Here is a 25,226-nt window from a genome sequence, read left to right as displayed (position 1 = left end):
ATTGACCAGAGGTACGAGCGACCGGCCCGGGTTTGTTCAAAGAATCTGCAACTCGGGCACCGTTCTTGCCTTTTATTCAAGTGGCCACACCGGCCGGACACTTGAGGAAAACAGTGAATGACCGGGCTTCGACCTGCGGGTAACCGACGGTAAAAGCCCGGCTGCGATCCGCGGGTCAGTCCAGCCCGAAGCGCTCCGTCCATCCCGCGATCTCCTGGTGTGTCACATTGCCCCCGCACACCACGAGCCCGATCCGCGCCCCGCCGCCGACCCGGTCGAGCACCTGCCGGGCGGCGGGCAGCAGACAGCCGGCGGCCGGTTCGGTCCACACCTTGGCGTGCTCCGCGAACTCCAGGCTGCCCCGCACCGCCTCCCGGTCCGGCACCACCAGCACCTCCTCCACCAGCGCCGCCGCATGGTCGTACGTCAGCCGGGACACGGACGGCGCGCTGAGCGTCGTCACGATCGACGACACCGCGACCGGCAGCGGACCGCCCGCCGCGAGCGCCTCGGACATCGCCTGCGCGCCCGCCGTCTCGACGCCCCACACCCGCACCCCGGGCCGACGGGCCCGCAGGGCCGCCGCGACGCCCGCGATCAGGCCCCCGCCGCCGATGCTGACGATCACGTCCGTCAGGTCGTCCGCGTCCTCGGCGAGTTCCAGGCCCACCGTGCCCTGCCCGGCGATCACCACCGGGTCGTCGAAGGGATGGACCAGGGTGAGCCCCTCGTCCCGCAGCCGCGGCACCAGCTCGAACGCCGAGTCCATGCCGTCGGTGAGCCGCACCGACGCCCCGGCGGCCTCGGCCAGCCGGATCGACCGCGCGGGCGCCGTCCGCGGCATCACCACGGTCGCCTTCACGTCGAGGGCCGCGGCCATCACCGCGAGGGCGATGCCGTGGTTGCCGCCGCTGACCGCCACCACGCCGGCCGCCCGCTCGGCCTCGCTCAGGGAGAGCAGCTTCGCCGCGGCACCGCGCGCCTTGAAGGAGCCGGTGCGCTGGAGGAGTTCGAGCTTGGCGGTGACCGGGACGCCGAGCAGCTCCGACAGGCCCGGGCTCGGCACGGTGGGGGTGCGTACGACGTGTCCTTCGACGAGCCGGGCCGCGGCTTCGATGTCCGCGATGCCGATGATGCCGTTCAAGGCGGTTCACCTTTCCGGCGCGGGGCGAGGGTCCGCGCCGTTCGCACCCTCACCCGGCCGGACCGCCCCGGTCAACCCTGACCGGCCGCCACGGCCGGGCCATCGGACCAGGGCACCCGGGCGTCAGTGCTGCTGCGCCTTCTGCGGGGTCGCCTCGCTCGGCCGGACCACGACATGGCCCTCGCCCTGGAGCATCAGCTGCACCGTTTCGCCGGAACCGCCGCGCAGCATCGAACCGATGGACTGCGAGCGGTGCAGCGAGGTCTGCAGGTGCGCGGTCCAGCCCACCACCGCGTCCGTGTCGACGTAGACCGGGGCCTGCGGCGAGACCGGGATCACCAGCGGGTTGCCGTCGCAGATCAGGCCGAGCCTGCCGTGCCCGGAGAACACGCTGTTGAACAGGCCGCCGCCGGCGATGCCGGACCCCTTCACCGTCCTGATCTCGTACGACAGCGTGGCGTCGAAGCACAGCACGTTGCGGCCGTTCACGGTGAACTGGTCGCCCGGCTCCATCTCCACGATGAAACAGTTCTGCGCCTCGTGCGCGAACCAGGCCTCGCCCTGGCCCTGCACGGACATCAACGGCAGCCCCTCGCCGGTGACCGCGCGCTTGAGCATTCCGCCCACGCCCTGGCCCTTGCGCTCGAACTTCAGGCCGCCGCGGTGCGCGATCATCGCGCCCTGGCGGGCGTACATCTCGCCGTTGACCGCGTAGCGCAGGCACTTCGCGTTCTCGACCGTCATGCCCGGCTCGGTCGCCGGTGCCACCATGTGCTGAGTTGAAAAGAGATCACCCTTCATGCCGGGCATGGTGTCCCGGACGGACCCGTTCCGCCAAGATCACGGACGGTACCGGTTCAGGCACCGAACAGCTGGGTCCAGTAGGTGCCGGCCCGGCCGCCCCCGGCGAAGCCGATGCCTATGTGGGTGAAGTCCGGTCTGAGGATGTTCGCCCGGTGGCCCGGGCTGTTCATCCAGCCCTCCACCACCTCGGCCGCGGAACGCTGGCCGCAGGCGATGTTCTCCCCGATGGTGCGCCGCCGCGAGCCCGCGGCGGCGGCCCGGTCCCAGGGCTGGGTGCCCTCCGGGGAGGTGTGCGAGTAGAAGTCGCGGGTCGCCATGTCCGTGCTGTACGCCTGCGCGGCCGCCGCGAGCTGCGGATCCGCCGCGAGCGGCCGCAGCCCGGCCCGGGTGCGCTCCCGGTTGGTGAGGTCGGCGACCTCGGCGCGGGTGCGGGTCAGTTCGGCCTGGGTGAGGGGTCTGGCCCACAGCGCGGTCCAGTAGGTGTCCCCGTCCCGCGGGCCGCGGGCGTGGGCGAGGCCCGCGTGGGTGAACGCCGGGTCGAGCAGGGTGCGCCGGGCGTCCTCGGTACGCAGGCAGTAGTCGACGAACTCGGCCGGGGTGCGGGGGCCGGAGACGAGGTGTTCGCCGACGGTGACATAGGCGAATCCGGTGGCGCCGATCCGCTGGTGGACGGAGACCCCGTCGCTGCTCTCGCCGGCCAGCCGTCCCGCGTCGGCCATCGCCGTGGCGTGGGCGAGGGCGGCGGAGGTGAGCCGGACGTCGGGGGCCACCGGCGGGCGGCCGGCCCGGGCGCGCGCGGAGTTGACCAGCCCCAGCAGGCCGTCCGGATCGGGGAGCGCGGCCGTCGAGGGGCGGGCGGGCGAGGCCGCCGTGCGCTGGGCCGGGATCGTGGCACGGAACCCGGCGGACGGCTGCCGGTCCTCGACCACGTCGACCCCGAAGTCCCGGGCGAGCCCGGCCAGTCCGTTCGCGTACCCCTGGCCGATCGCGCGGAGCTTCCAGCCGGTGCCCCGGCGGTATATCTCGGAGAGCAGCAGCAGGGTCTCCGTCTGCGGGCGTGGCGGCGCGAAGCGGGCCACCGTGCGGCCGAGGCGGTCGGTCACGTGCAGGGTGGCGGCGGGCAGCCGGCCGAGCGGGGTGCCGGGCTCGGCGGCGGTGACCGTGAGGGTGACGCGCTGCGCGCCGGCCCGCAGCAGGCCCGGCTCGACGGTCAGCGTGTCACCGCGCAGCCGGACGCCGGGCGCGTCCGGCTGGTTGTAGAAGACGAAGTCGGCGTCGCCGCCGACCTTGCCGCTCTCGTCGGTGATCAGCGCCGACACGTCGAAGGGGCCGGGCACCCGCAGCGTCAGCGCGCCGCCCGGAAGGGGCAGATTGCCCCCGGGGACCAGCTCGCTCATCGCGCCGCCTCTACGCGGTCAGGGGCCGAACGTCGCGCCCGGTGGGGGAGTCGCCGGTTGAACGTCCGGCCCGGGCGCGAGGTTCCCTCCGGGAGCCGTGGCGCTACTGCTCCCGCGGCACGGCCGGTGCCACGTCCTCGTGCTCCAGCGGCACCGCCGCGCTCCGCGGGGACCTCTGCTTGCCGCAGAACGCCGGCTCCAGGGCGGCCGCCAGGGCGTTGAGCACGTCGGAGCTGTTGGAGGCGTTGGCCAGCGCGGTGACGCTGCGCCTGCCGTCCTTGCTGGTGAAGGCGTACGTGTAGTAGCCCTGCACGGCACCCGTGTGGCCGTACACCGAGACCCCGCAGGACAGGTCGCGGCGGCGCAGCCCGAGGCCGTAGGAGGTGTTGGAGTTGACGCGGGTGAAGCGCTCCATCTCCGCGAGGCGGGCGGCCGACGTCAGCTTGCCGCGCACCAGCGCCGAGTAGAAGGTGTCGAGGTCGCGTGCGCTGGAGATGATGGCGCCCGCGCTCTGCGCCCAGGAGACCGTCTGGTCCGTGGCGTCGACGGGCGCGGCGCCCGCCCGGTCCGCGGTGAGGTAGCCGCTGGCGTGCTGCCCCGGGATCTTCGTGTCGGGGTGGACGTAGAAGGTGTCGTTCAGCTTCAGGGGCTTGAAGATGCGGTTCTGGTACTCCGTGCGCACGCTGTGCCCGGTGAGCTTCTCGATCAGCATGCCGGCGACCACGAAGTTGGTGTTGGAGTACGAGTAGGCGGCGCCGGGCGCGTTGGTGCGTGCCTTCTTCAGGGACAGGTCCACCAGCTGGCGGTAGGTGAAGACCTTGTTGCGCACGGCCTCGAAGCCGGACACGCTGTCGGCGAACATGTCGTTGGTGTAGTCGTACAGGCCGCTGCGGTGGCTCAGCACGTGCCGCACCGTGATGCGGTCGTCCGGCAGCAGCCCCGGCAGGTAGCGGTTGACCGGCGCGTCCAGGGCGAGCCTGCCCTCGTCCACCAGCTGCAGCAGGACCACCGCCGAGAACGTCTTGGTGACGCTGCCCACCCGGAAGCGGTCGGAGGTGGTGAGGGCCCGCCGGGTCCCGCGGTCGGCGACGCCCTGCGAGGACCGGTAGACATGGGTGCCGTCGTCGATGCGGGCCATCGCGCCGGGCGCGCCCTTCGTGACCACCGAGCGGAGCACCGCGGAAAGCCCCGCGGTGTCGGGCGCCGGGAGGGTGGCGGCCGTCCTGGCCTTCGCCGCCGTCTTCAGGGGCGCCGCCTGGGCGGGGACCGCGAGCAGCGACAGCGTCACCGCCCCCAGCACCGCACTTCTGCACACCATTGCCGAGACCATTCGGACCTGTTCCTCTCTGAGCTGTCTTCGATGCGAGATGAGTCACAGCCAGCTCGGGGAACCCTCTCGCATCCCGTCACATCTCCACAGCCGACGCACAGTTGGTCACTCACTGATCACCGTGCGGTGCGGGTTCGCCAAGTATTGCCACGAAAAGCAAGAAAAGCGACGAATTGCGCTTTACATGGACATGATTCGTCCGGAAGGGTTGCGGCCCGGGGCCCGACCAGCCCCCTCGGCGCCCAACGGCGCCCTGCCGCAAGGCGGTTGGTGACCACGGCCGCCTTCGAACGAAGGAACCCTGATCAGTGCGTAGCACGCACATACGCAGCGTGGCGGTCGCCGTCGCCGTGACGACGGCCGCCACGGGCCTGGCCGGTACGGCCTTCGCCGGTCCCACGACGGGGGAACGGCAGCCGGCCGCGGCGGCCTCCGCCACGACGGCCGCGCAGGTGGTGGCGGCCGCCCGGACCGCGGCTTTCGCCCATGCCGCGGCGACCGGTGTCGGCGCGGGCGACGAGCTCCAGCCGCAGGACGTGATGATCGACCCCGAAGGGGCACGCCATGTCCGCTTCGTCCGCACCCACCGGGGGATGCCGGTGCTCGGCGGCGACCTCGTCGTCCATCTTTCCCGCCGGTTGGCCTACACCGGCGTCACCCGGGCGGCCGACCACACTGTCCGGGCCGCCGCCACCGAGGCGAAGCTGACCGCCCGCCAGGCCGAGGAGAAGGCCGCCGCGGCCGCCGACGGCGACGCCGGCACCGCCCGGCTCGTGGTGGACGCCCGCGACGGCGCCGCCGCCCTCGCCTACCAGGTCTCCGTCGACGGCGCGAGCGGCTCCAGCACGGTCGTCGTCGACGCCCTCACCGGCAGGGTGCGCAGCAACACGCCGGACAGCGACGAGTTCCTCTCGCCCCGGCTGCTGGACACCCTCCGCCGCCACGGCGAGACCCTCGACCCGGCCTCCGGCACCGGCCTGCAGGCCCAGGCCCTGGCCGGCGCGTCCGTCTCCGCCGCCGCCCGCTATCCGGCGACCGCCCACGGCTCCGGCCGGTCCCTCTTCGTCGGCAAGGTCCCGCTCACCACCACGCAGACCGCCCGCAAGAGCTTCCTGCTCAAGGACCCCACCCGCTACGGCACCGAGACCCGGGACGCCAAGGGCAAGGAGACCGAGAGCTTCGGCCAGGGCGCCAAGTTCACCAGCACCACCGACAGCTGGGGCGACGGCACCACCAGAAGCAGGGGCAGCGCCGCCGCCGACGCCCAGTACGGCATCACCGAGACCCTGGACTTCTACCGCAAGACCTTCGGCCGCAAGGGCATAGCGAACAACTCCAGGCCCGCCCGCGCCATGGTCCACTGGGGCAAGAAGGTCGGCAACGCCTTCTGGGACTCGACCTGCGGCTGCATGCTGTACGGCGACGGGGACGGCCACGAGATCAACAAGCCGCTGGTCGTCCTCGACGTGACCGGCCACGAGCTGACCCACGGCGTGGTAGACGCCACCGCCAAGCTCGAACCGACCCACGTCGACAACGACGGCAACCAGTTCGGCGAGCCGGGCGCGCTGAACGAGTCGCTGGCCGACATCTTCGGCTCCGGCGTGGAGTTCTTCGCCGACAACCCGAAGAACCCGCCGAACTACCTGCTGGGCGAGAAGCTGGGCCTGCGCCAGAAGTTCCTGCGCCGCCTCGACCACCCCTCGCTCGACCGCCTCGAAGGCACCGTCGACTACTGGTCGCCCGAGGTGGCGAACGCCGAGGTGCACGCCGGCTCCGGCGTCTCCTCGCACGCCTTCTACCTGCTCGCCGAGGGCAGTGGCCGCAAGAAGATCGGCGCCACCACCTACGACTCGCCGACCTACGACGGGTCCACGGTCACCGGCATCGGCCGCGCCAGGGCCACGGCGATCTTCTACCGGGCCCTGACCCGGTACATGGTCTCCTCGACCGACTTCCACGACGCGCGCATCGCGACGCTGAAGGCGGCCGGTGACCTCTACGGGGAGAGCAGCGTCGAGTACCGCACCGTCGACCAGGCCTGGGCCGCGGTCGACGTAACCGAGGCCGACACGCCGGGCGCCCGTCACTGACGAGCGCGACACGCCGTCGGGTCCGGGTGCCCTGCCGGGGGGGCTGGGCACCCGGACCCGCGTCCGCCCGGACCCGCGGCTACCTGGTGGGAGCGAACACGCGCTGCGCCGCGACCGCCGCGCCGCCGCGCGCCCACTCCTCGAACGGCAGGGGGCGGACCAGGAGATCGCAGTCCACCGCGGCGCCGAAGGCGTGGTCCACGAACGCCTGCCGGATGTGGTCCGCGAACAGGTCGTAGGAGGCCACGCCCTCGCCGGAGATGATGATGCGTTCCGGTCCGATGAGGTTGGCGACGCAGGCAAGGGCCAGACCCACGGCGTGGCCGGCGCGGGCGAAGACCGCGCGGACGGTGGGGTCCCCGGCGTGTGCGAGGCGCACCGCGTCGTCCATGGTCAGCTTCGGGTCCCCGGTGGCCTGCCGGGCCTGCTCGGCGATGGCGTGGGTGGAGGCGACCGCCTCGACGCAACCGGTGTTGCCGCAGGTGCAGATCCGTTCGACGCCGGTCACCGGCAGATGGCCGATCTCGCCCGCCACGCCGTGGGCGCCGGAGACCACCCGGCCGCCGATGGAGAGTCCGGCGCCGATGCCCGCGCCGACCGTGACCAGCGCGAAGACCGACACGCCGACACCGGCGCCGTACCACTGCTCGGCCACGGTCAGGGCGCGCACGTCGTTCTCGATGACCGTGGGGGTGCCGGTGGCCTCCTCGACGAGCTGGGCCAGCGGCACCCGGCGCCAGTTCAGGAAGGGTGAGTACTGGACGGTCCCCAGCCGGCTGTCCACATCGCCCGAGATGGTGACCCCGATCCCGTGCAGGGCGTCCTCGCCCGCCAGGTCCGCCGCCACCCGCAGCCGGTCCACAAGGCGGGCGACGGCCAGCACCACCGTCCCCACGTCCCGCGAGTCCAGCGCCACCCGGTGGGAGGCCAGCGGCCTCGCGGTCAGGTCGGCCAGGACACCGATGAGTTCCTCCCCGGTGACCTTCACGCCGGCGAACAGCGCGCGTCCGGCCCGCACCTCGACCAGCGTCGCCGGACGGCCGTTCGTGCGTTCCGTGGTGGGCCGGCCGCCTTCGGTGATCCAGGCGTCGGCCATCAGCGAGGCGGCCGCCTTGGTGACGGCGCCCGGCGTCAGTCCGGTCCGCCGTCCGAGCTCGGCGCGGCTCAGCGGACCGTGCTGGAGCAGGGTCTGGAAGACGAGTGCGGCCGCGGGCGGCTGGTCGGCGAGGGTCATGGGACGACATTACCTTTCCTTAGGAAAGTAATTCAAGGGCCAAACATCCGCTCTCTTGGCGGGAAACTCGCAGGTCATGCGAGGGTGGCTGGCTGAAACCCAGGTGGTGCTTCCCTAAAGGTCGGAGTTCTCTGCCCCGCCGACTATGTTGACGTTGGAAGGAAACTGCGCCTACATTCGCCGCACTCCTCGTCGGGGCGGACGGGACGGTCAGGCACCGGTGAGGAGCGTGGCCCCCACCCACGTGCCCGTTGGTCCCAGCGAACCCCTCGGTGAAGTCCCGGGACGACCACACCGAGAGGCTCCCCGCACCACCACACCCCAGGCGGAAGCCCGCCTGCAGCCGCGCCCAGACGGAGTACATCCATGGCTCGTCCAGCTCTGCCCGCACGTCTGAGAACCATCACCTGCCTCTCCGCGCTCCTGGCGGCACTCGTCGTGCCCGCCTCGGCGCGGGCCGCGACCACCGCGGACGCCTCGGGGGCCCCGGCGTCCGGCGCGACGGCCTCGCCCGTCGTGGCCGCCAAGCCGTACATGGGCTACAGCACCTGGAGCGTCGAATCCACCAACTTCGGCGGCTACGGCGGTGACTGGCTCACCGAGTCGCACGTCCTCCAGCAGGCCGGCGTGCTCTCCTCGAAGCTGAAGTCCCACGGCTACGACTACGTCAACGTCGACGCCGGCTGGAACGACCCCAAGGGCGACGCCTACGCCCGGCCGACCCCGAACCTGACCAAGTTCCCGCACGGCATGAAGTACCTTGCGAACCAACTCCACAGCAAGGGACTGAAGTTCGGCCTCTACCTGGCCGTGGGCCTCTACCAGCAGTCGTACAACGACGGCAAGACGCCCATCTACAACGCCCCCGGCTGCACCACCAAGGACATCGTCTACCCGGACCTGCGCAAGACCAGCGGCTGGGACGACGTCTCCTACCAGCTGAACTTCTCCAGCCCCTGCACCACCAAGTACATCCAGTCCGAGGCCGACCAGCTCGCCTCCTGGGGCGTGGACTTCCTCAAGATCGACGGAGTGGGCCCCGGCTCCAACCAGGGCGACGACGCGCACAACAACGTCCCCGACATCCAGGCCTGGCACACGGCGCTGAAGAACACCGGCCGCCCCATCGAGTTCGTGCTGTCCTGGTCGCTCAGCCACAACCAGGCCGACGTCTGGAAGGCCAACTCCAACGGCTGGCGCATCGACACGGACGTCGAGTGCTACTGCGACACGCTGGTCACGTGGAACAACTCCGTGAAGGCGCGCTGGAACGACGTCGTGCCGTGGATCGACGACGCGGGACCGGGCCACTGGAACAACCTCGACTCGCTCGACGTGGGCTCCGACGTCATGGACGGCATCAACCACACCGAACGCCAGAGCTACATGACGCTGTGGGCCATCGAGTCCGCGCCGCTGTACATCGGTGACGACCTCACCAAGCTCGACAAGTACGGCCTGAAGCTGCTCACCAACGACGAGGTCATCGCCGTCGACCAGGCCGGCACCCCCGCCAGGCCGGTCAGCCAGCGGACCCCGCAGCAGACCTGGTACACCCGCAACGCCGACGGCAGCTACACCGTCGCCCTGTTCAACCTGGGCAAGGGCTACTCCGACGTGACCGCCGACTTCAGCGACCTCGGCATCAGCGGCAAGGCCAGGATCCGCGACCTGTGGAGCCACAAGAACCTCGGCTCGGCCAGCGGCGGGTTCACCGCCAACCTGGCCCCGCACGGCTCGCGTCTGCTGCGCGTCACGCCCGCCACCACCGGCACGCACCCCGGCGTCCCGCTGAACGTGCACGGCACCGCGTCGACCGCCGACAGCGTCTCGCTCGCCTGGAGCAAGGTGAACACCGGTACGAAGACCACCGGTTACGACGTCTACGCGAACGGCAGCAAGGCGGCCACCGTCACCGGCACCTCCGCCACCGTGAGCGGCCTCAAGGCCGGCACCGGCTACTCCTTCACCGTGGTCGCCCATGACGCCAAGGGCCGCAGGTCCCCGGCGAGCAAGGCGGTCCCCGTCACCACGCCCGCGGCCGGCGGACCGGTCGCCTACGAGGCCGAGGCCGCCGCGAACACGCTCACCGGCAACGCCTCCGTCAACGACTGCTCCGCGTGCTCGGGCGGCAAGAAGGTCGGCAACCTGGGCGGCACCGGAACCGTGGCGGTCAACCACGTCACCGCGCCCCGGGACGGCACCTACCTGATGAAGCTCGACTACACCGACGGGTCCACCGGCCGCACGATGATCATCACCGCCGGTGGCACCTCCTTCCAGCAGTTCCTGCCGGGCGGCAACGACAACAACTGGGGCCGGCCGAACTCCGTCACCGTGCCCGTCCAGCTGAAGGCCGGCGACAACACGATCACCTTCGGCAACGCCTCGGACTACGCCTCCGACGTGGACCGGATCGTCCTCTGACGCTCCGTCCGACGCTGCCCCCTACCGACGTTCCACCTGCCTGACATCCGAGGAGAGTGCCGTGGTGGTCACATCACAGGGCAAGCCCGAGCGGCCGGCCGCACCGCCGTCAGCCGCGGTGACCACCACGGCCACCGCCTCCGGCCCGGCCCCGCACGTCCACCCGACCCGTACGCCCCGCAGGCCGGGCCGCTCCACACCGACCAGGTCCGCGGCGGCCCGCCGCCGCGACCTGCCGGTCGCCCTCCTGCTGATCATTCCCTCCGTCGTCGGGTTCGCGATCTTCTACGCCTATCCGACCCTGCGCGGCATCTACCTCAGCTTCACCGACTTCCACGTCCTCACCCCGCCGAACTGGGTGGGACTGGCCAACTTCCACGAGATGTTCGGCGACGACGTCTTCTGGCACTCGCTGCTCGTCACCGTCTACTTCGTGATCCTGGCGGTCGTCTTCGGCACCCTGGCCTCACTGGTGACGGCGGTGGTCCTGCACCGGGTGACCAAGTCGTCGACGCTGCGCGGCGTCATCCTGCTGCCGTTCCTGATCTCCAACGTCATCGCCGCCCTGGTCTGGCAGTGGATGCTCGACCCGTCCCTCGGTGTCATCAGCCTCGTCCTCCAGCACCTGACGGGCCACTCCATCCTCTTCTTCGGCAGCAGCGGCTGGGCCGTCCCGTCTCTCGCCGCGATCAGCATCTGGAAGTGGATGGGCTACTACTCCCTGCTGATCTTCGCCGGACTGCAGACCATCCCGGCCACCATCTACGAGGCAGGCCGCGTCGACGGCGCCAGTGAGGTGCAGATGTTCCGCCGGCTGACCGTGCCCCTGCTGCGGCCGATCCTGGTCATGGTCGTCGTCCTCACGGTGATCAACTCCTTCCAGGTGTTCGACATCGTGCAGGTCACCACCCAGGGCGGCCCGGCCAACGCCTCGAACGTCCTGCAGATGTACATCTACAGCAAGGCGTTCCGGCAGTTCGACTTCGGCTACGCCGCCACCCTCTCGCTGGCCCTGTTCGCCCTGCTCATCACGGTCACCTTCACCCAGCTGCGGCTCGCCCGCGCGAGCGAATCCGACCTGAGCTGAAGGAGCCCGTCATGGCAGTCACCCTCGCCCCCGGCCGGACGGCCACCGCACAGCCCCGGTCCCCGAAGAAACCGCGGCGCCTCTCACCCGGCCGGATCGTCGCCTGGACCTACCTCGGCATCGTCGTCCTCGTCACGCTCTTCCCGTTCTACTGGATCCTGCGCACCGCGCTGTCCAACAACTACAAGCTGGCGACACACCCCTCCTCGCCGCTGCCGGTCGGTTTCACCTGGGGCGCCTTCGAACGCGTCCTCGGAACCGCCTCCACCGCCGAGGCCCAGGCCCAGGGCGGCTCGGGCGCCACCCTCGACATCGCGCTCTACCTGCGCAACTCACTGATCTACGCGTCCGTGCAGACGGTGCTGATCGTGCTGTTCTCCGCGGCCGGCGCCTACGCGTTCTCCCGGCTGCACTGGCGCGGCCGCAACCTGGTCTTCAACATCCTCATCACCGCGCTGATGGTGCCCAGCGTCTTCACGCTGCTGCCCAACTTCGTCTTCGTCAAAGACCTCGGACTGACCAACACCTTCGCCGGACTGATCCTGCCCGGAGCGCTTTTTCAGGCGTTCACGCTGTTCTTCCTGCGGCAGTTCATGCTCGGCCTGAGCACCGAGGTCGAAGAGGCCGCCATCCTCGACGGCGCCGGCCCGCTGCGGATCTTCTTCCGGATCATCCTGCCGATGTCGTCCGCCCCGATCGCGACCGTCTCGCTGCTGATGTTCGTCAACGCCTGGAACGACTACTTCTGGCCGCTGCTGATCACCAACAGTCAGGACGTGCAGCCGCTGACCCTCGCGCTCGGCGTCTTCAAGCAGTCCTCGCCGCAGGCCGCCCCCGACTGGGCGGGCCTGATGGCCGCCGCCCTGGTCGCGGCGCTGCCGATGCTGCTGCTGTTCGTCGCCTTCGGCAAGCGCATCGTCAACTCCATCGGTTTCTCCGGCCTCAAGTGACCGCCCGCACACCGCGATTGGACGACACCGTCATGCACTCCAGCGACCTGGTGCTGAGCTGGCCCGCGCCCGCGGCCGGCTGGACCGAGGCCGCTCCCGTCGGCAACGGCAGGATCGGCGCGATGGTCTTCGGCGGCACCGGCCGGTCCCGGATCCAGATCAACGACTCCACCGTCTGGTCCGGCACCCCCGGCGGACCGGCGGCCGCCCTCGCCGCGCTCCGCGCCCAGGGGGCCGGCCCGCAGCGGCTCGAAGAGGTCCGCGCCGCGCTCCGCGCCGGCGACCAGGACACGGCCGAGTCCCTGCTCATGACCTTCGAGGGGCCCTACACCCAGGAGTACCTGCCGTACGCCGACCTGTACCTGACCGTGACGGGCGGCGAGCGCGCCGAGTATCACGGCAGGACACTGGACCTCGACACCGCGGTGGCCGAGGACGGCTTCGCCCTCGACGGGACCGCCGTCCGCCGCCGGGTCTGGGCCGACGCCGTCACCGGCGCCCTGTGCACGACGCTGGACGCGGCCGGCGGCACCGTGGGCCTGTCCGTCGAACTGTGCACCCCGCTGCGCGAGGTGCTGCGCACGGTCGCCGTCGACGGCATCACCCTCGGCATCGAGATACCGGTGGACGGCGCCCCCGCCCACGAACCCGAGGTCGCCGAGCCGCTGTACTACGCGGACGGAACCGTCGACGGCCACGACCCCTTCGGCGCCCTCGCCCTCACCCTGCACACCGACGGCACCACGACCCTGGACGACGAGGGCGGCCTGCTCGTCACCGGCGCCACCCACGTCCTGCTCACCCTCGCCAGCTCCACCGCCGCCGACCGGCACTGGCGCGGGACCCCGGCCGTCGACCGGGCCGCCCACCTGGGCGCGGCCCGGGCCGTCGCCGCGCGGGCCGCCGCCCAGGGCGCCGACCGCCTTCTCAAGGACCACGAGGCCGACGTACGCGGCCTGCTCGGCACCACCAGCCTGCGCATCGGGCCGCGCCGCTCCGGCACCTACGACGTCGCCCGCGACATCCTCGGCGGCGGCGACGAACTCCTCACCGCCACCGTGCTGTTCCAGCTCGGCCGGCACCTGCTGGCCGCCGCCTCCCGCCCGCACACCGGGCCGCCGGCCAACCTCCAGGGCATCTGGAACGCCGACCTGCGGCCCGCCTGGTCCTCCAACTACACGATCAACATCAACACCCAGATGAACTACTGGGGCGCCGAGGCGGTGGGCCTCGGCGCCTGCCACGAGCCGCTGTTCGACCTGCTCGACCGGGTGGCCGTGCAGGGCACGCAGGTGGCGCGGCAGCTGTACGGCGCGCGGGGCTGGGTCGCGCACCACAACACCGACCCGTGGGGATGGGCGCTGCCGGTCGGCATGGGACACGGCAACCCCTCCTGGGCGCTGTGGATGATGGGCGGCGTCTGGCTGTCCCAGCACCTGTGGGACCACTACGACTTCACCCGCGACCCGGAGTTCCTGCGCGAGCGGGCCTGGCCGCTGCTCAGCGGATGCGCCGAGTTCCTCCTCGACTGGCTCGTCGACGACGGGACCGGCCACCTGGACACCCTGCCGTCCACCTCCCCGGAGAACCTCTTCCTGGCCGACGGCACCCCGAGGTCCCTGACCCGGTCCGCCACCATGGACCTCGCGCTGATCCGGGCCACCTTCGAACGGACCCTCGAGGCAGCCGGCCTGCTGCGCCTGGACACCCCGCTGACCGGCGAGATACGCGCCGCGCTGCCCCGGCTGCGCCCGCTGCCGGTCTCGGCCGCGGGCCGGCTCCAGGAGTGGGCCGAGGACCACACCGAGGCCGACCCGCACCACCGTCACCTCTCGCACCTGATCGCCGTCCACCCGCTCGGCCTGGTTGACCCCGACACGACCCCCGAACTCGCCGCCGCGGCACGCAGGTCGATGGACCGCCGCGGACCCGGCGCGATGGGCTGGTCGTGGTCCTGGAAGATCGCCCTGCGGGCCTGGCTGCACGACGCGGCGACCGCCCGCTCGCTGTTCCTCGAAGCCGCCCGCCCCCTCGACGGCGACTCCGCGGTCGACGCCCCCGTGGACGGCTCCCGCTGGGGCGGCCTGCTGCCCAACCTCTTCTCCACCCACCCGCCGTTCCAGATCGACGGCAACTACGGACTCATGGCCGCCATCGCCGAGATGGTGCTGCAGAGCCACACCGGCACCCTCCACCTGCTCCCCGCCCTGCCCGCGCAGTGGGCCGACGGCGAGGCCCGGCACCTGCGCTGCCGCGGCGGCCTCGCCGTCGACTTCGCCTGGACCGGCGGCGCGCTGACCGGTGCCACCGTGCGCCGGCTCACCGGTGACGCCGCCGAGACCGTGCGGATCCGGCACCGGGACGACGAGACCGGACTGCGGATCCCGGCCGGCCACCGGATCGAGCTGGACGCCGCGCTGCGCCCCCGAGGGGAACCGGTGCCGTGCTGACCGAACAGGACGTCCCCGAACTCTTCGCCTACCGCAGCGCCTACCGGGAACCGGAGGACTTCGACACCTTCTGGAAGGGCACCCTCGCCGAGACCCGCGCCGAGCGGGAGCCCGACCTGGAACTCACCGCGGTCCCCACCGGCCTGGAGACGGTCGACGTCTTCGACGCCGAACTGCCCGGCTTCGGCGGCCATCCGGTCCGTGCCTGGCTCCGGATGCCCCGCCACCGCCGCGGACCGCTGCCCGCGGTCGTCCAGTTCCACGGCTACGGCAGCGGGCGCGGCACCCCCCTCGACGACCTGCTGTGGGCGTCCGCCGGGTACGCCCACCTGCTGGTCGACGCCCGCGGCCAGGGCGGCGCCTGGGCCGGCGGCGGAGCGACCCCCGACCCGGTCGGCAGCGGCCCCGCCCACCCCGGCTTCCTCACCCGCGGCATCGAGGACAGGAGCACCTACGTCTACCGCCGGGTGTTCACCGACGCCGTCCGTGCCGTCGACGCCCTGCGCGCCCGCACCGACCTCGTCGACCCGGACCGGGTCGCCCTCGTCGGCCCGAGCCAGGGCGGCGGCATCGCCCTCGCGGTGGCCGGACTCGTGCCCGGACTGGCCGCCGCCCACTTCCAGGCGCCGTTCCTCTGCGACATCCGGCAGGCCACCCGGCTCACCTCCGCCGAGCCCTACGCCGAGATCATCGGGTACCTGGCCGCCCGCCGGGACCGGGTGGAGCAGACCTTCGCCACCCTCGGCTACTTCGACGGCCTCGCCTTCGCCCGCCGCGCGAGCGCCCCGGCCTGGTTCTCCGCCGGACTGCGCGACGAGGTGTGCCCGCCGGTCACCGCGATCGCCGTGTACCACGCCTACGCCGGCCCCAAGGAGCTGCGGCTGTGGGAGTTCAACGGCCACGACGCCGGCGGACCCGACGACCTGGCCGTCGCCCTCGGCGCGTTCGGCGCGCTCCTCAAGACGTCGTCCCACCCCGCGGTGCTGCCGTCCCCAGCACCCACCGCGTCCTCCCGAAAGAAGGAACGATGAGAACAAACAAGAGAGTTCGCAAGACGGTCGCGCTGGGCGCCACGCTCACTCTGGCCGCCGTGCTCTCCGCCTGCTCGAACGGCTCGTCCTCGGCCGGCGGCTCCAAGACCGTCAACTGGTGGACCTGGGACGACAAGCAGGCCGCCGCGTACAAGGTCTGTGCCACGGACTTCGAGAAGGCCAACCCCGGCACCACGGTGAAGATCACGCAGTACAACGTCAACGACTACTTCACCAAGCTGACCGCCGGGTTCGTGGCCGGTACCGCGCCCGACGCCTTCCAGAACAGCGTCCAGTTCTTCCAGGCGTACGCCTCCCAGCACCAGCTGCTCGCGATGGACGACTACATCGCCAAGGACAAGTTCGACCTGTCCCGGTTCTCCGTCGGCGTGGACGCCTGGAAGTACACCGACGGCAAGCAGTACGCCCTGCCGCTGGACTGGGCGGCGTCCGGCGTCTACTTCAACGAGGACGCCGTCAAGAAGGCGGGGTACACCGACCAGGACGTCAAGTCGCTGACCTGGAACCCGGACGACGGCGGCACGCTGGGCAAGATGATCGCCCACCTGACGATCGACACCAAGGGACGCCGCGGCGACGAGAAGGGCTTCGACAAGTCCCACATCAGGACCTACGGCTACGGGCAGGTCGCGTCGAAGGACTTCATCGGCCAGTTCACCTGGAACCCGCTGGTCAGCACCACGGGATGGCGGCTGGGCGACAAGACCACCTGGCCGACGGTGTTCAACTACGCCGACCCGCGGTTCGTGAAGACCATGGACTGGATCCGCTCCCTGACCGACAAGGGTTACGCGCCCAAGATCGGGCAGTTCAACGACAGCGTCAGCGACGTCGACCTGCTCTCCTCCGGCAAGGTCGCCATGGAGACCGGCGGTTCGTGGGAGGCCTCGACCTTCGTGAAGGTCCCCGGCGTCAAGGTCGGGATCGCGCCCACCCCGTACGGCCCCGACGGCAAGACCAGGTCCGTGCTCAGCAACTCCAACGGGAACAACATCTGGGCCGGCACCAAGAACCCCGACCTGGCCTGGAAGTGGGTCTCGTACATGGGCAGCGAGGCCTGCCAGTCGAAGGCCTCCCTGACCGGCACCTTCTTCCCGTCGATCCCGGCGTCCATGGACGCCTCGGCCAAGGCGCTGGCCAAGACGGGCGTGGACCTGTCCGTCTTCACGGACATGATCAAGGACAAGGTCCTCTACCCGTCCCCGGTCTACGGCAACGGCGCCGCCCTCCAGGACGCGTTCCAGCCGCTGTTCCAGGCCTACTTCGCCGGCCAGAAGAGCGACTCCGTCTTCACGGACATGCAGAACCAGAGCAAGGCTCTGCTCGCCAAGAAGTGACCCTCCCCGCCCAACCCCCGTCCGGCCGCCGGACGGGCCCGCCTGAACCGGGCCCGTCCGGCGGGGGCCGGACGATCCGAAAGGACTCTGCATGTCGGACAGCACGGCGCGGATCCACATCCTGCGCGCGGCGGGCACCGCCCTCGTCGTGGAGCTCACGGAACCGGTGCCCAGGGTCCTGCACTGGGGGGCCGACCTCGGCGACCTGTCGCAGGACGCCCTGGCCGCGCTCGCCCTGACCGGTGAACCCGCCGTGCTCAACAACTCCATCGACATCCCCCGCCGGTTCACCGTCTGGCCCACCGAGGCCGACGGCTGGTCCGGCACCCCGGCCCACGAGGGCCATCTCGCCGGCGCCTTCGCCGCGCCCCGGCTGACCCTGGCCGGCAGCTCGTACCACCCCGGGGCGGCGGGCGGGGAGCTGTCCCTGCACCTCACCGACCCCGGCGCCGGACTCGACGCCACCGTCACCTACCGGCTGGAACCCTCGGGCGTGCTCGGGGTGCGCACCACGCTCACCCGCCGTCCGGACGCCGACCCGGAGCCGTACGACCTGGCGCAGGTCACGACCCTGCTGCCGCTGCCCCGGCGGGCCGCGGAGATCCTCGACTTCACCGGCAAGTGGAGCCGGGAGCGCTCCCCCCAGCGGCGGCCGCTGGGCTTCGGCACGCACAGCCGGGAGGTCAGGCGCGGCAAGCCCGGCCTGGACTCGCCGTACCTCATGGCGGCCGGCGTGCCCGGGTTCGGCTTCGGCGCCGGGGAGGTCTGGGCCGTGCACGTGGCCTGGAGCGGCGACCAGCGGTATCTGGCCGAGCAGTTGCCGGAGGGCGCGGGCACCCATGCCGGGGTGCTCGGCGGCGGCGAACTCCTGCGGGCGGGGGAGATCCGGCTCGCCCCCGGCGACACGTACACCGCCCCGGTCTGTCACTTCGCCTGGTCCGGCCAGGGACTGGATGGTCTCGCCGACCGCTTCCACACCCTGCTGCGGGCCCGCCCCGCCCATCCGCGTGGGCCCCGCCCGGTGATCCTCAACAGCTGGGAGGCGGTGTACTTCGACCACGACCTGGACCGGCTGCTGCGGCTGGCCGACAAGGCCGCCGAGGTCGGCGTCGAACGGTTCGTGCTGGACGACGGCTGGTTCCGGGGCCGTCGTTCGGACGACGCCGGGCTCGGCGACTGGACCGTCGACCCCGTGGTCTGGCCGGAGGGGCTGACCCCGCTGGTGGACCACGTGCGCTCGCTCGGCATGGAGTTCGGGCTGTGGGTGGAGCCGGAGATGGTCAACCTCGACTCCGACCTGGCCCGCGAGCACCCCGACTGGGTACTCGGCCCGGCCCGCGGGGTCGGCCCCGCCGCCCGCCACCAGCACGTCCTGGACCTGGCCAACCCCGGCGCCTGGCAGTACCTGCTCGACTCGCTGGACGCCCTGGTGGAGAAGTACGGGATCGCCTACCTCAAGTGGGACCACAACCGCGAACTCCACGAGAGCGTGCACGGCACCGCCGACCGTCCCGTGGCGCACGCCCAGGTGGTGGCCCTCTACCGGCTGATCGACGCCCTCAAGGAGCGGCACCCCGCGCTGGAGATCGAGAGCTGCGCCGCCGGCGGCGGCCGGATCGACCTCGGCATCCTGGAGCGCACCGACCGGGTCTGGGCCTCGGACTGCAACGACCCGGTGGAACGCCAGGCCATCCAGCGCTGGACCGGGCAGCTGCTGCCCCCCGAACTGGTCGGCACCCATGTCGGCCCGCGCACCAGCCACACCACCGAGCGGGTCGGCTCCGACCCGCTCAGGCTGACCACTGCGTTGTTCGGGCACGCCGGCATCGAACAGGACCTCACCCGCTGCTCGCCGGAGGAACTCGCCCGTCTCACCGCCTGGACCGCCCTCCACCGCGAACTGCGCCCGCTGCTGCACGGCGGCCGCACGGTCCGCGCCGACCTCGCCGACGACTCGACGCTGCTGCACGGGGTCGTGGCGTACGACGGTTCTGCCGCCCTCTACTGCTGGGCACGGCTCGCGACCTCTCCCGAGGGCCAGTACGGGCGGGTACGGCTGCCCGGCCTGGCTCCGGGGGAGACCTACCGGGTGCGGGTGCGCACCGAGCTGGGCCTGCCGTCCTTCCACCAGGTGGCGGGGCCGGCCTGGCTGGCCGCGGCTCTCGGCGGCCGGCTGACCCTGCCCGGTTCCGTCCTCACGGTCGCGGGACTGCCGCTGCCGAACCTCAACCCCGGTCAGGCCCTGCTGCTCGACCTCGCGAGGGTGACGCCCGCATGATCCGGCGGGCAACGGCCGTGCCCCGCTCGTCATTCGAAGGTCCCAACAGCCTCACAGAGAATCTTCAGGTGATTCCTGTTTCTTTTATTGACAGCGGAAATTAAGGGCCATAGGTTCCCGGCCATGCGCTCGACCACCCGTGGCGAAACGTTTCCGGTGTCCACGCCGGCCGCCTCCCAGATCTTCACCACGGTCCTGTCCCACGGCCCCCTCACCCGACTGGAGGCGGCCCGCCGGGCCGGGCTGTCCCCGGCCGCCGTGACCAAGGCGGTCCGGCCGCTGCTGGCGGCCGGATACCTGGCCGAGGACGCCGACGACGGGGGCAGGCCCGCTCTCGGACGGCCCGCGAACCTGGTGCGGGTCGACGGCGGGCGCGCCCTGTTCATCGGCGTCAAGGTGACCGGCGACGCGGTCATCGCCGTCCTCACCGACCTGTGCTGCCGGATCCGGCTGGCCCGGCGGCTGCCGGTCACCGACCGCGCGGTGCGGGCAGTCCTCACCTCCATCGCCGAACTCACGCACGGACTGCGCGTCGAGGCCGAGGACTTCGGCGCCCCGGTCCTCGGCCTCGGAATCGCGGTCTCCGGAGACGTGGACCGGGCCGAAGGGGTCGCCCGCTACTCGCCGTTCCTTGACTGGTGCGGCGTTCCTCTCGCCGAACTCGCCTCACTGACCACGGGGTTGCCGGTCGTCGTCGAGAACGACGTGCGCGCGCTCACCGTCGCCGAGCAGTGGTTCGGCGCCGGCGTCGGGCTCTCGGACTTCGCCGTGGTCACCGTCGGGGCGGGCATCGGCTGCGGACTGGTGGTCCACGGCCGGCTGGTGGCCGGTGCCCACGGCGTGGCCGGCGAGATCGGGCACGTGGCCGTCGACCCGGCCGGACCGCTCTGCCACTGCGGCAACCGCGGCTGCGTGGAGGCGATCGCGGGGGACGCCGCGATCGTCGCCCGCGTCCGGCAGGTGACGGGACGCCAGGTCGCAGGCCCGGCCGAGGCCGCGGCCCTCGCCCACGCGGGCGTGGCAGGGGCGCGGGAGGCGTACGCCAGGGCCGGCGAGGCCATCGGCCGGGGCATCGCGACCGTGGCCAACCTGTTCGGCCCCGAGCGCGTGATCATCTCCGGCGAGGGCCTGGCCGCCCACGACCTGTTCGCCGGGCACATCCGTGACGCCTTCACCGCGGCCGCCTTCGGCTCCGCCGCGCGGTGCGACGTCCAGACCCGCCCGCTCCCGTTCGAGGAGTGGGCACGCGGGGCCGCGGCCACCGCGATCCACTCCTTCATCACCCCCACTCCCCAGGGCTGAGCCGCCCACGACCCCGAACCCAGGAAGCAGGGCCCATGAGGTCACCGTCGTACCCCCACCTGCCCGCACACGGGCTGAGAGCCGTTCTCGTACTGGCGCTCACCGCGGCCTTCGCCGCCGCCGTGCCCGCCGCCGAGGCCCAGACACCCGCCCCGATCGCCGCCAAGCCCTACATGGGCTGGTCCAGTTGGAGCATGCAGTCGTCCAAGTACCCCGGCCTCAACGACCAGGGCGACTACAGCTACCTCACCGAGGCCAACGTCCTCAAGCAGACCGACGCCCTGGCGAGCAAGCTGAAGAAGTACGGCTACGACTACGTCAACATCGACGCCGGCTGGTGGATGGACTGGAACTGGAAGCAGGGCTACGACCAGTACGGCCGCCAGAAGGCCGACCCCGCCCGTTTCCCCAGCGGCATGAAGGCCGTCGCCGACCACATCCACGCCAAGGGCCTCAAGGCCGGCATCTACCTCCCGGTCGGCCTGGAGAAGGGCGCGTACGGCGACGGGAAGACGCCGGTCTTCAACGCCGAGGGCTGCACCACCGCCGACATCGTCTACCCCGACCTGCGCACCACCAACGGCTGGGACAGCTCGTACAAGATCGACTTCGACAGGCCCTGCGCGCAGAAGTACATAGACTCCCAGGCACAGTTGATCGCCGGCTGGGGCTACGACTTCCTCAAGCTCGACGGCGTCGGCCCCGGCTCCGGCAAGAGCGGCGACCAGTACGACAACGTCGCCGACGTCGCCGCCTGGCACCAGGCGATCGCCGCCACCGGCCGCCCCATCCACCTGGAGGCCTCCTGGTCCCTGGACTACGGGCACGCCGCCGACTGGCAGAAGTACACCAACGGCTGGCGCATCGACACCGACGTCGAGTGCTACTGCAACACCCTGGTCAGCTGGGAGAACTCGGTCAACGACCGCTGGGACGACACCCCGGCCTGGACCGGCAAGGCGGGCCCCGGCGGCTGGAACGACCTCGACTCCCTCGACGTCGGCAACGGCGCGATGGACGGCCTCACCAAGGCCGAACGGCAGAGCTACGCCACCTTGTGGGCCATCGCCAAGTCGCCGCTGTTCACCGGCGACGACATCACCAAGCTGGACGACTACGGCCTCTCCCTGCTGACCAACAGCGAGGTCATCGGCGTCGACCAGAGCGACAACCCGCCGGCCCGCCCGGTCACCGCTTCCGACCCGCAGCAGGTCTGGGCCGCGAAGAACGCCGACGGCACGTACACGGTCGCCCTCTTCAACCTCGGGTCCTCGCCCGCCGCGGTCACGGCCGACTGGACGGCGCTCGGCTTCACCGGCAAGGCGTCGGTGCGGGACCTGTGGAACCACGAGGACCTCGGCGGCTTCCAGAACAAGATCACCGAGGCGCTGCCCGCGCACGGCTCGCGCCTGTTCACCGTGACGCCGAGGGGCAGCGCGCTCGCCTCCACCGGCTACGAGGCCGAGGCGAGCGGCAACACGCTGAGCGGCAACGCGTCCGTCGCGGGGTGCGACGCGTGCTCCGGGGCGAAGAAGGTCGGCAACCTCTACCTCGGCGGCAAGCTGACCTTCAACAACGTCGTCGTCGACAAGGCCGGCACCTACCTGGTCAAGGTCGCCTACGTCAGCGGTGACTCCCGGCCGGCCACCGTCTCGGCCAACGCCGGGAGCGGCACGAGCCACAAGTTCCCGTCCACCGGGGACTGGGGGACGGTGGCGAGCGTGAGCGTGCCGGTGACGCTGAAGGCCGGGGCGAACACGATCAGCTTCGACAGCGGGTCGGGGTACGCGCCGGACATCGACCGGATCGACGTGCCCAAGTCGCCCCGGTAAGCCGCCCCGGTAAGTCGCCTCGGTACGTGCGTCGTCGGGAACTGCCGGCCGGTGGGGGCTGGTCGCGCAGTTCCCCGCGCCCCCAAGGGGGCGCGTCGTATCCCCCCATACTGCAAAAGGACCGTCATGCGGAATCACCCGAGCAGACGAAGCTTCCTCACCCTCGCCGCCGCCACCGGAGCCCTCGCCGGGCTCCCCGCCTTCACCGCCTCCGCCGCCCCGGTGCGGTCCACCGCGCCGCTCGCCGCTGCGCGGCACCGGCTCTGGTGGCAGGCACCCGCCGACGACAGTTCGATGATCACGCAGGGCCTTCCCGTCGGGAACGGCCGGCTCGGTGCTCTCGCGGGCAACGACTCCGGCCGTGAGCTCCTCCTGGTCACCGACGCCACGCTGTGGACCGGCGGGCTCAACGACACCCTCGACTCCGACGGCCAGTTCCCCTACGGCCGTGCCGACTTCGGCTCCCTCACCCTCCTCGCCCGGCTCACCGTCGAGATACCCGACCACGACCTGGGCGCCGTCTCCGGCTACCGCCGCACCCTCGACCTCGACAACGGCGTGGTGACGGCCTCCTACGTCCGCTCCGGAGTGACGTACCGGCGGCAGGTCTTCGCCAGCCGCCCGGACGACGTGATCGTGCTGCACTTCGGCCAGGACGGCGGCGGCCGCTACACCGGCACCATCACGCTGGAAGGCACCCACGGGGAGACCGGCGGCACGGCCGAGTCGTTCGCCGGGTCCTTCGCCAACGGACTGAAGTACGGGGCCGCCGTCAAGGCGTACGGCAGCGGCGGCAGCGTGCGGGTGAGCGGCCCGCACATCACCTTCACCGACTGCCGTGAGCTGACCGTCGTCCTCAGCGGCGGCACGGACTACGCACCGGACGCCGCCGCCCACTACCGCGACCCCTCCGTGAACCCGGTGGCGCTCGCCCGCACCAAGGTCACGGCGGCCGCCCGGCACTCGGCGGACTCGCTGCTGCGCACCCACGCGGCCGATCACCGGGCGCTGTTCGGCCAGTTCGACCTCTCGCTCGGCACCTCGACGGCCGAGCAGCGCGAGCTCGACACCTGGGCGCGCATCCAGGCCCGCGCCGACACCGGCGACCCCGACCCGGAACTGGAGGCCGCCTACGCCCAGTTCGGCCGCTACCTGATGATCGCCGGATCGCGCGACAGCCTTCCGATGGGCCTGCAGGGCAACTGGCTGGACGGCAACGACCCGGACTGGATGGGCGACTACCACACCGACATCAACATCCAGATGAACTACTGGATGTCCGACCGGCTCGGCCTGTCGCAGTGCTTCGACGCCTTCACCGACTACTGCGTGAACCAGCTCCCGTCCTGGACGGACGTCACACAGCGGCTGTTCCAGGACTCCCGCAACCGCTACCGCAACTCCAGCGGGAAGGTCGCCGGCTGGACCGTCGCCTACTCCACCAACCCCTACGGCGGACTCGGCTGGTGGTGGCACCCCACCGGCAACGCCTGGCTGTGCAACAGCCTCTGGGAGCACTACGAGTTCACACTGTCCCGCTCCCACCTGGAGAAGATCTACCCGCTCCTCAAGGGCGCCTGCCAGTTCTGGGAGCAACGGCTGGTGACCACTACCCTGGAGGACGGGAAGGAGGTGCTGATCGCGGACAGCGACTGGTCACCCGAGCAGGGGCCACAGGACGCCAAGGGCAACACCTACTCCCAGGAACAGGTGTGGATGCTGTTCGGCAACTTCCGGACTGCGGCCGCCGAGCTGAAGAGGGATGCTGGATACGCGGGCACCATCGGCAAGCTCCGCGACCGCCTCTACCTGCCGGTGGTGAGCCCCAAGACCGGCTGGCTGGAGGAGTGGATGTCCCCGGACAACCTCGGCGAGACCACCCACCGCCACCTCTCGCCGCTGATCAACCTCTTCCCCGGCGACCGGATCCGCCCCGACGGCTCGACCCCCGCCGACATCGTCAAGGGCGCCGCCGCACTGCTCACCGCACGCGGCATGGACAGCTTCGGCTGGGCCAACGCCTGGCGCTCGCTGTGCTGGTCCCGGCTGAAGGACGCCGACAAGGCCTACCAGCTCGTCGTCCGCAACCTCCGGCCGTCCAGCAACGGCAGCAACGGCACGTCACCCAACCTCTTCGACATCTACCAGGTCGAGGAAGGCCGGGGCATCTTCCAGATCGAGGCCAACTTCGGCACGCCGGCCGCCATTACCGAGATGCTGCTCTACTCGCGGCCGGGTCACCTGGAACTGCTGCCCGCACTGCCCGACGCCTGGGCCGCCGCCGGTTCGATCACCGGGGCGGGCGCCCGCGGCGGCTTCGTGGTGGACCTGGACTGGCGGGACGGCAAGCCGACCCGGGCCCGGATCCGCAGCGTGGGCGGCCGCACCACGACGGTCGCCTACGGCGGGACGTCCCGGACGGTGACGCTGAAGCCCGGCCAGTCCGTCACGCTGAGGGACCTGGTGCGGTGACCGGGCTCGCACGGGCCGGTGGCCGCCTGGCCGCCTT

16 protein-coding genes are annotated in these 25,226 nt (G+C 71.5%); 11 read left to right on the top strand and 5 right to left on the bottom strand.

The window, feature by feature from the left end; all coding sequences use genetic code 11:
* Positions 1–175 precede the first annotated feature (175 nt).
* The 4 genes from ACFY0K_RS41100 to ACFY0K_RS41085 all read right to left on the bottom strand — a co-directional run bounded on the left by ACFY0K_RS41100 (position 176) and on the right by ACFY0K_RS41085 (position 4,675).
* Positions 176–1,135 carry a threonine/serine dehydratase gene (locus tag ACFY0K_RS41100; RefSeq protein WP_382724662.1) on the bottom strand — a complete coding sequence of 320 codons (960 nt, stop codon included), beginning with the start codon at positions 1,133–1,135 and terminating at the stop codon, positions 176–178.
* A 132-nt stretch (positions 1,136–1,267) separates the two neighbouring features.
* Complete coding sequence (locus ACFY0K_RS41095) at positions 1,268–1,945, bottom strand: AIM24 family protein (protein ID WP_390644167.1); 678 nt, start codon at positions 1,943–1,945, stop codon at positions 1,268–1,270.
* Between the two features lie 56 nt (positions 1,946–2,001).
* The gene (locus ACFY0K_RS41090; RefSeq protein WP_390644166.1) at positions 2,002–3,345 is read right to left on the bottom strand and encodes a CAP domain-containing protein; all 1,344 of its coding nucleotides are present in this window, start codon (positions 3,343–3,345) and stop codon (positions 2,002–2,004) included.
* 103 nt (positions 3,346–3,448) lie between these two features.
* Complete coding sequence (locus ACFY0K_RS41085) at positions 3,449–4,675, bottom strand: serine hydrolase domain-containing protein (RefSeq protein ID WP_390644165.1); 1,227 nt, start codon at positions 4,673–4,675, stop codon at positions 3,449–3,451.
* 308 nt (positions 4,676–4,983) lie between these two features.
* Here ACFY0K_RS41085 and ACFY0K_RS41080 point away from each other — a divergent pair, with 308 nt between their 5' ends.
* Complete coding sequence (locus ACFY0K_RS41080; RefSeq protein ID WP_390644164.1) at positions 4,984–6,768, top strand: M4 family metallopeptidase; 1,785 nt, start codon at positions 4,984–4,986, stop codon at positions 6,766–6,768.
* 79 nt (positions 6,769–6,847) lie between these two features.
* Here the strand turns inward: ACFY0K_RS41080 and ACFY0K_RS41075 are convergent, their stop codons facing one another.
* Positions 6,848–8,002 (bottom strand): ROK family protein, encoded by a 1,155-nt coding sequence (locus ACFY0K_RS41075; protein ID WP_390644163.1) that lies wholly within the window; start codon positions 8,000–8,002, stop codon positions 6,848–6,850.
* A 366-nt stretch (positions 8,003–8,368) separates the two neighbouring features.
* Between ACFY0K_RS41075 and ACFY0K_RS41070 the strand changes: the two genes are divergently transcribed.
* From ACFY0K_RS41070 to ACFY0K_RS41025, 10 genes are all read left to right on the top strand, one after another.
* Positions 8,369–10,429, top strand: a complete 2,061-nt coding sequence (locus tag ACFY0K_RS41070; RefSeq protein WP_390644162.1) for a fibronectin type III domain-containing protein — start codon at positions 8,369–8,371, stop codon at positions 10,427–10,429.
* Between the two features lie 61 nt (positions 10,430–10,490).
* Positions 10,491–11,516 (top strand): carbohydrate ABC transporter permease, encoded by a 1,026-nt coding sequence (locus tag ACFY0K_RS41065; RefSeq protein WP_390644161.1) that lies wholly within the window; start codon positions 10,491–10,493, stop codon positions 11,514–11,516.
* Positions 11,517–11,527: 11 nt separating this feature from the next.
* Positions 11,528–12,466 carry a carbohydrate ABC transporter permease gene (locus ACFY0K_RS41060; protein WP_390644160.1) on the top strand — a complete coding sequence of 313 codons (939 nt, stop codon included), beginning with the start codon at positions 11,528–11,530 and terminating at the stop codon, positions 12,464–12,466.
* Between the two features lie 32 nt (positions 12,467–12,498).
* Complete coding sequence (locus tag ACFY0K_RS41055; protein WP_390644159.1) at positions 12,499–14,916, top strand: glycoside hydrolase N-terminal domain-containing protein; 2,418 nt, start codon at positions 12,499–12,501, stop codon at positions 14,914–14,916.
* On the top strand, positions 14,910–15,947 hold the full coding sequence (locus ACFY0K_RS41050) for an acetylxylan esterase (protein ID WP_390644158.1): 1,038 nt from the start codon (positions 14,910–14,912) through the stop codon (positions 15,945–15,947). Before ACFY0K_RS41055 ends, ACFY0K_RS41050 begins: the two co-directional genes overlap by 7 nt.
* Positions 15,944–17,305 (top strand): ABC transporter substrate-binding protein, encoded by a 1,362-nt coding sequence (locus ACFY0K_RS41045; protein WP_390644157.1) that lies wholly within the window; start codon positions 15,944–15,946, stop codon positions 17,303–17,305. The genes ACFY0K_RS41050 and ACFY0K_RS41045 overlap by 4 nt, the downstream gene beginning before the upstream one ends.
* Positions 17,306–17,396: 91 nt before the next feature.
* A complete protein-coding gene (locus tag ACFY0K_RS41040; RefSeq protein ID WP_390644156.1) occupies positions 17,397–19,583 on the top strand; it encodes an alpha-galactosidase in 2,187 nt (728 codons plus the stop codon).
* 123 nt (positions 19,584–19,706) lie between these two features.
* Positions 19,707–20,885, top strand: a complete 1,179-nt coding sequence (locus ACFY0K_RS41035) for an ROK family protein (RefSeq protein ID WP_390644155.1) — start codon at positions 19,707–19,709, stop codon at positions 20,883–20,885.
* Positions 20,886–20,920: 35 nt separating this feature from the next.
* Positions 20,921–22,717, top strand: coding sequence for an alpha-galactosidase D (locus ACFY0K_RS41030; RefSeq protein ID WP_390644154.1), 1,797 nt, complete (start codon positions 20,921–20,923; stop codon positions 22,715–22,717).
* Positions 22,718–22,843: 126 nt separating this feature from the next.
* On the top strand, positions 22,844–25,189 hold the full coding sequence (locus ACFY0K_RS41025; RefSeq protein ID WP_390644153.1) for a glycoside hydrolase N-terminal domain-containing protein: 2,346 nt from the start codon (positions 22,844–22,846) through the stop codon (positions 25,187–25,189).
* The last annotated feature ends 37 nt before the right edge of the window (positions 25,190–25,226 follow it).

Source organism: Streptomyces sp. NPDC001507 (assembly GCF_042894765.1).
Lineage (GTDB): Bacteria > Actinomycetota > Actinomycetes > Streptomycetales > Streptomycetaceae > Streptomyces.
This window is presented reverse-complemented; position numbering and strand designations above follow the sequence as displayed.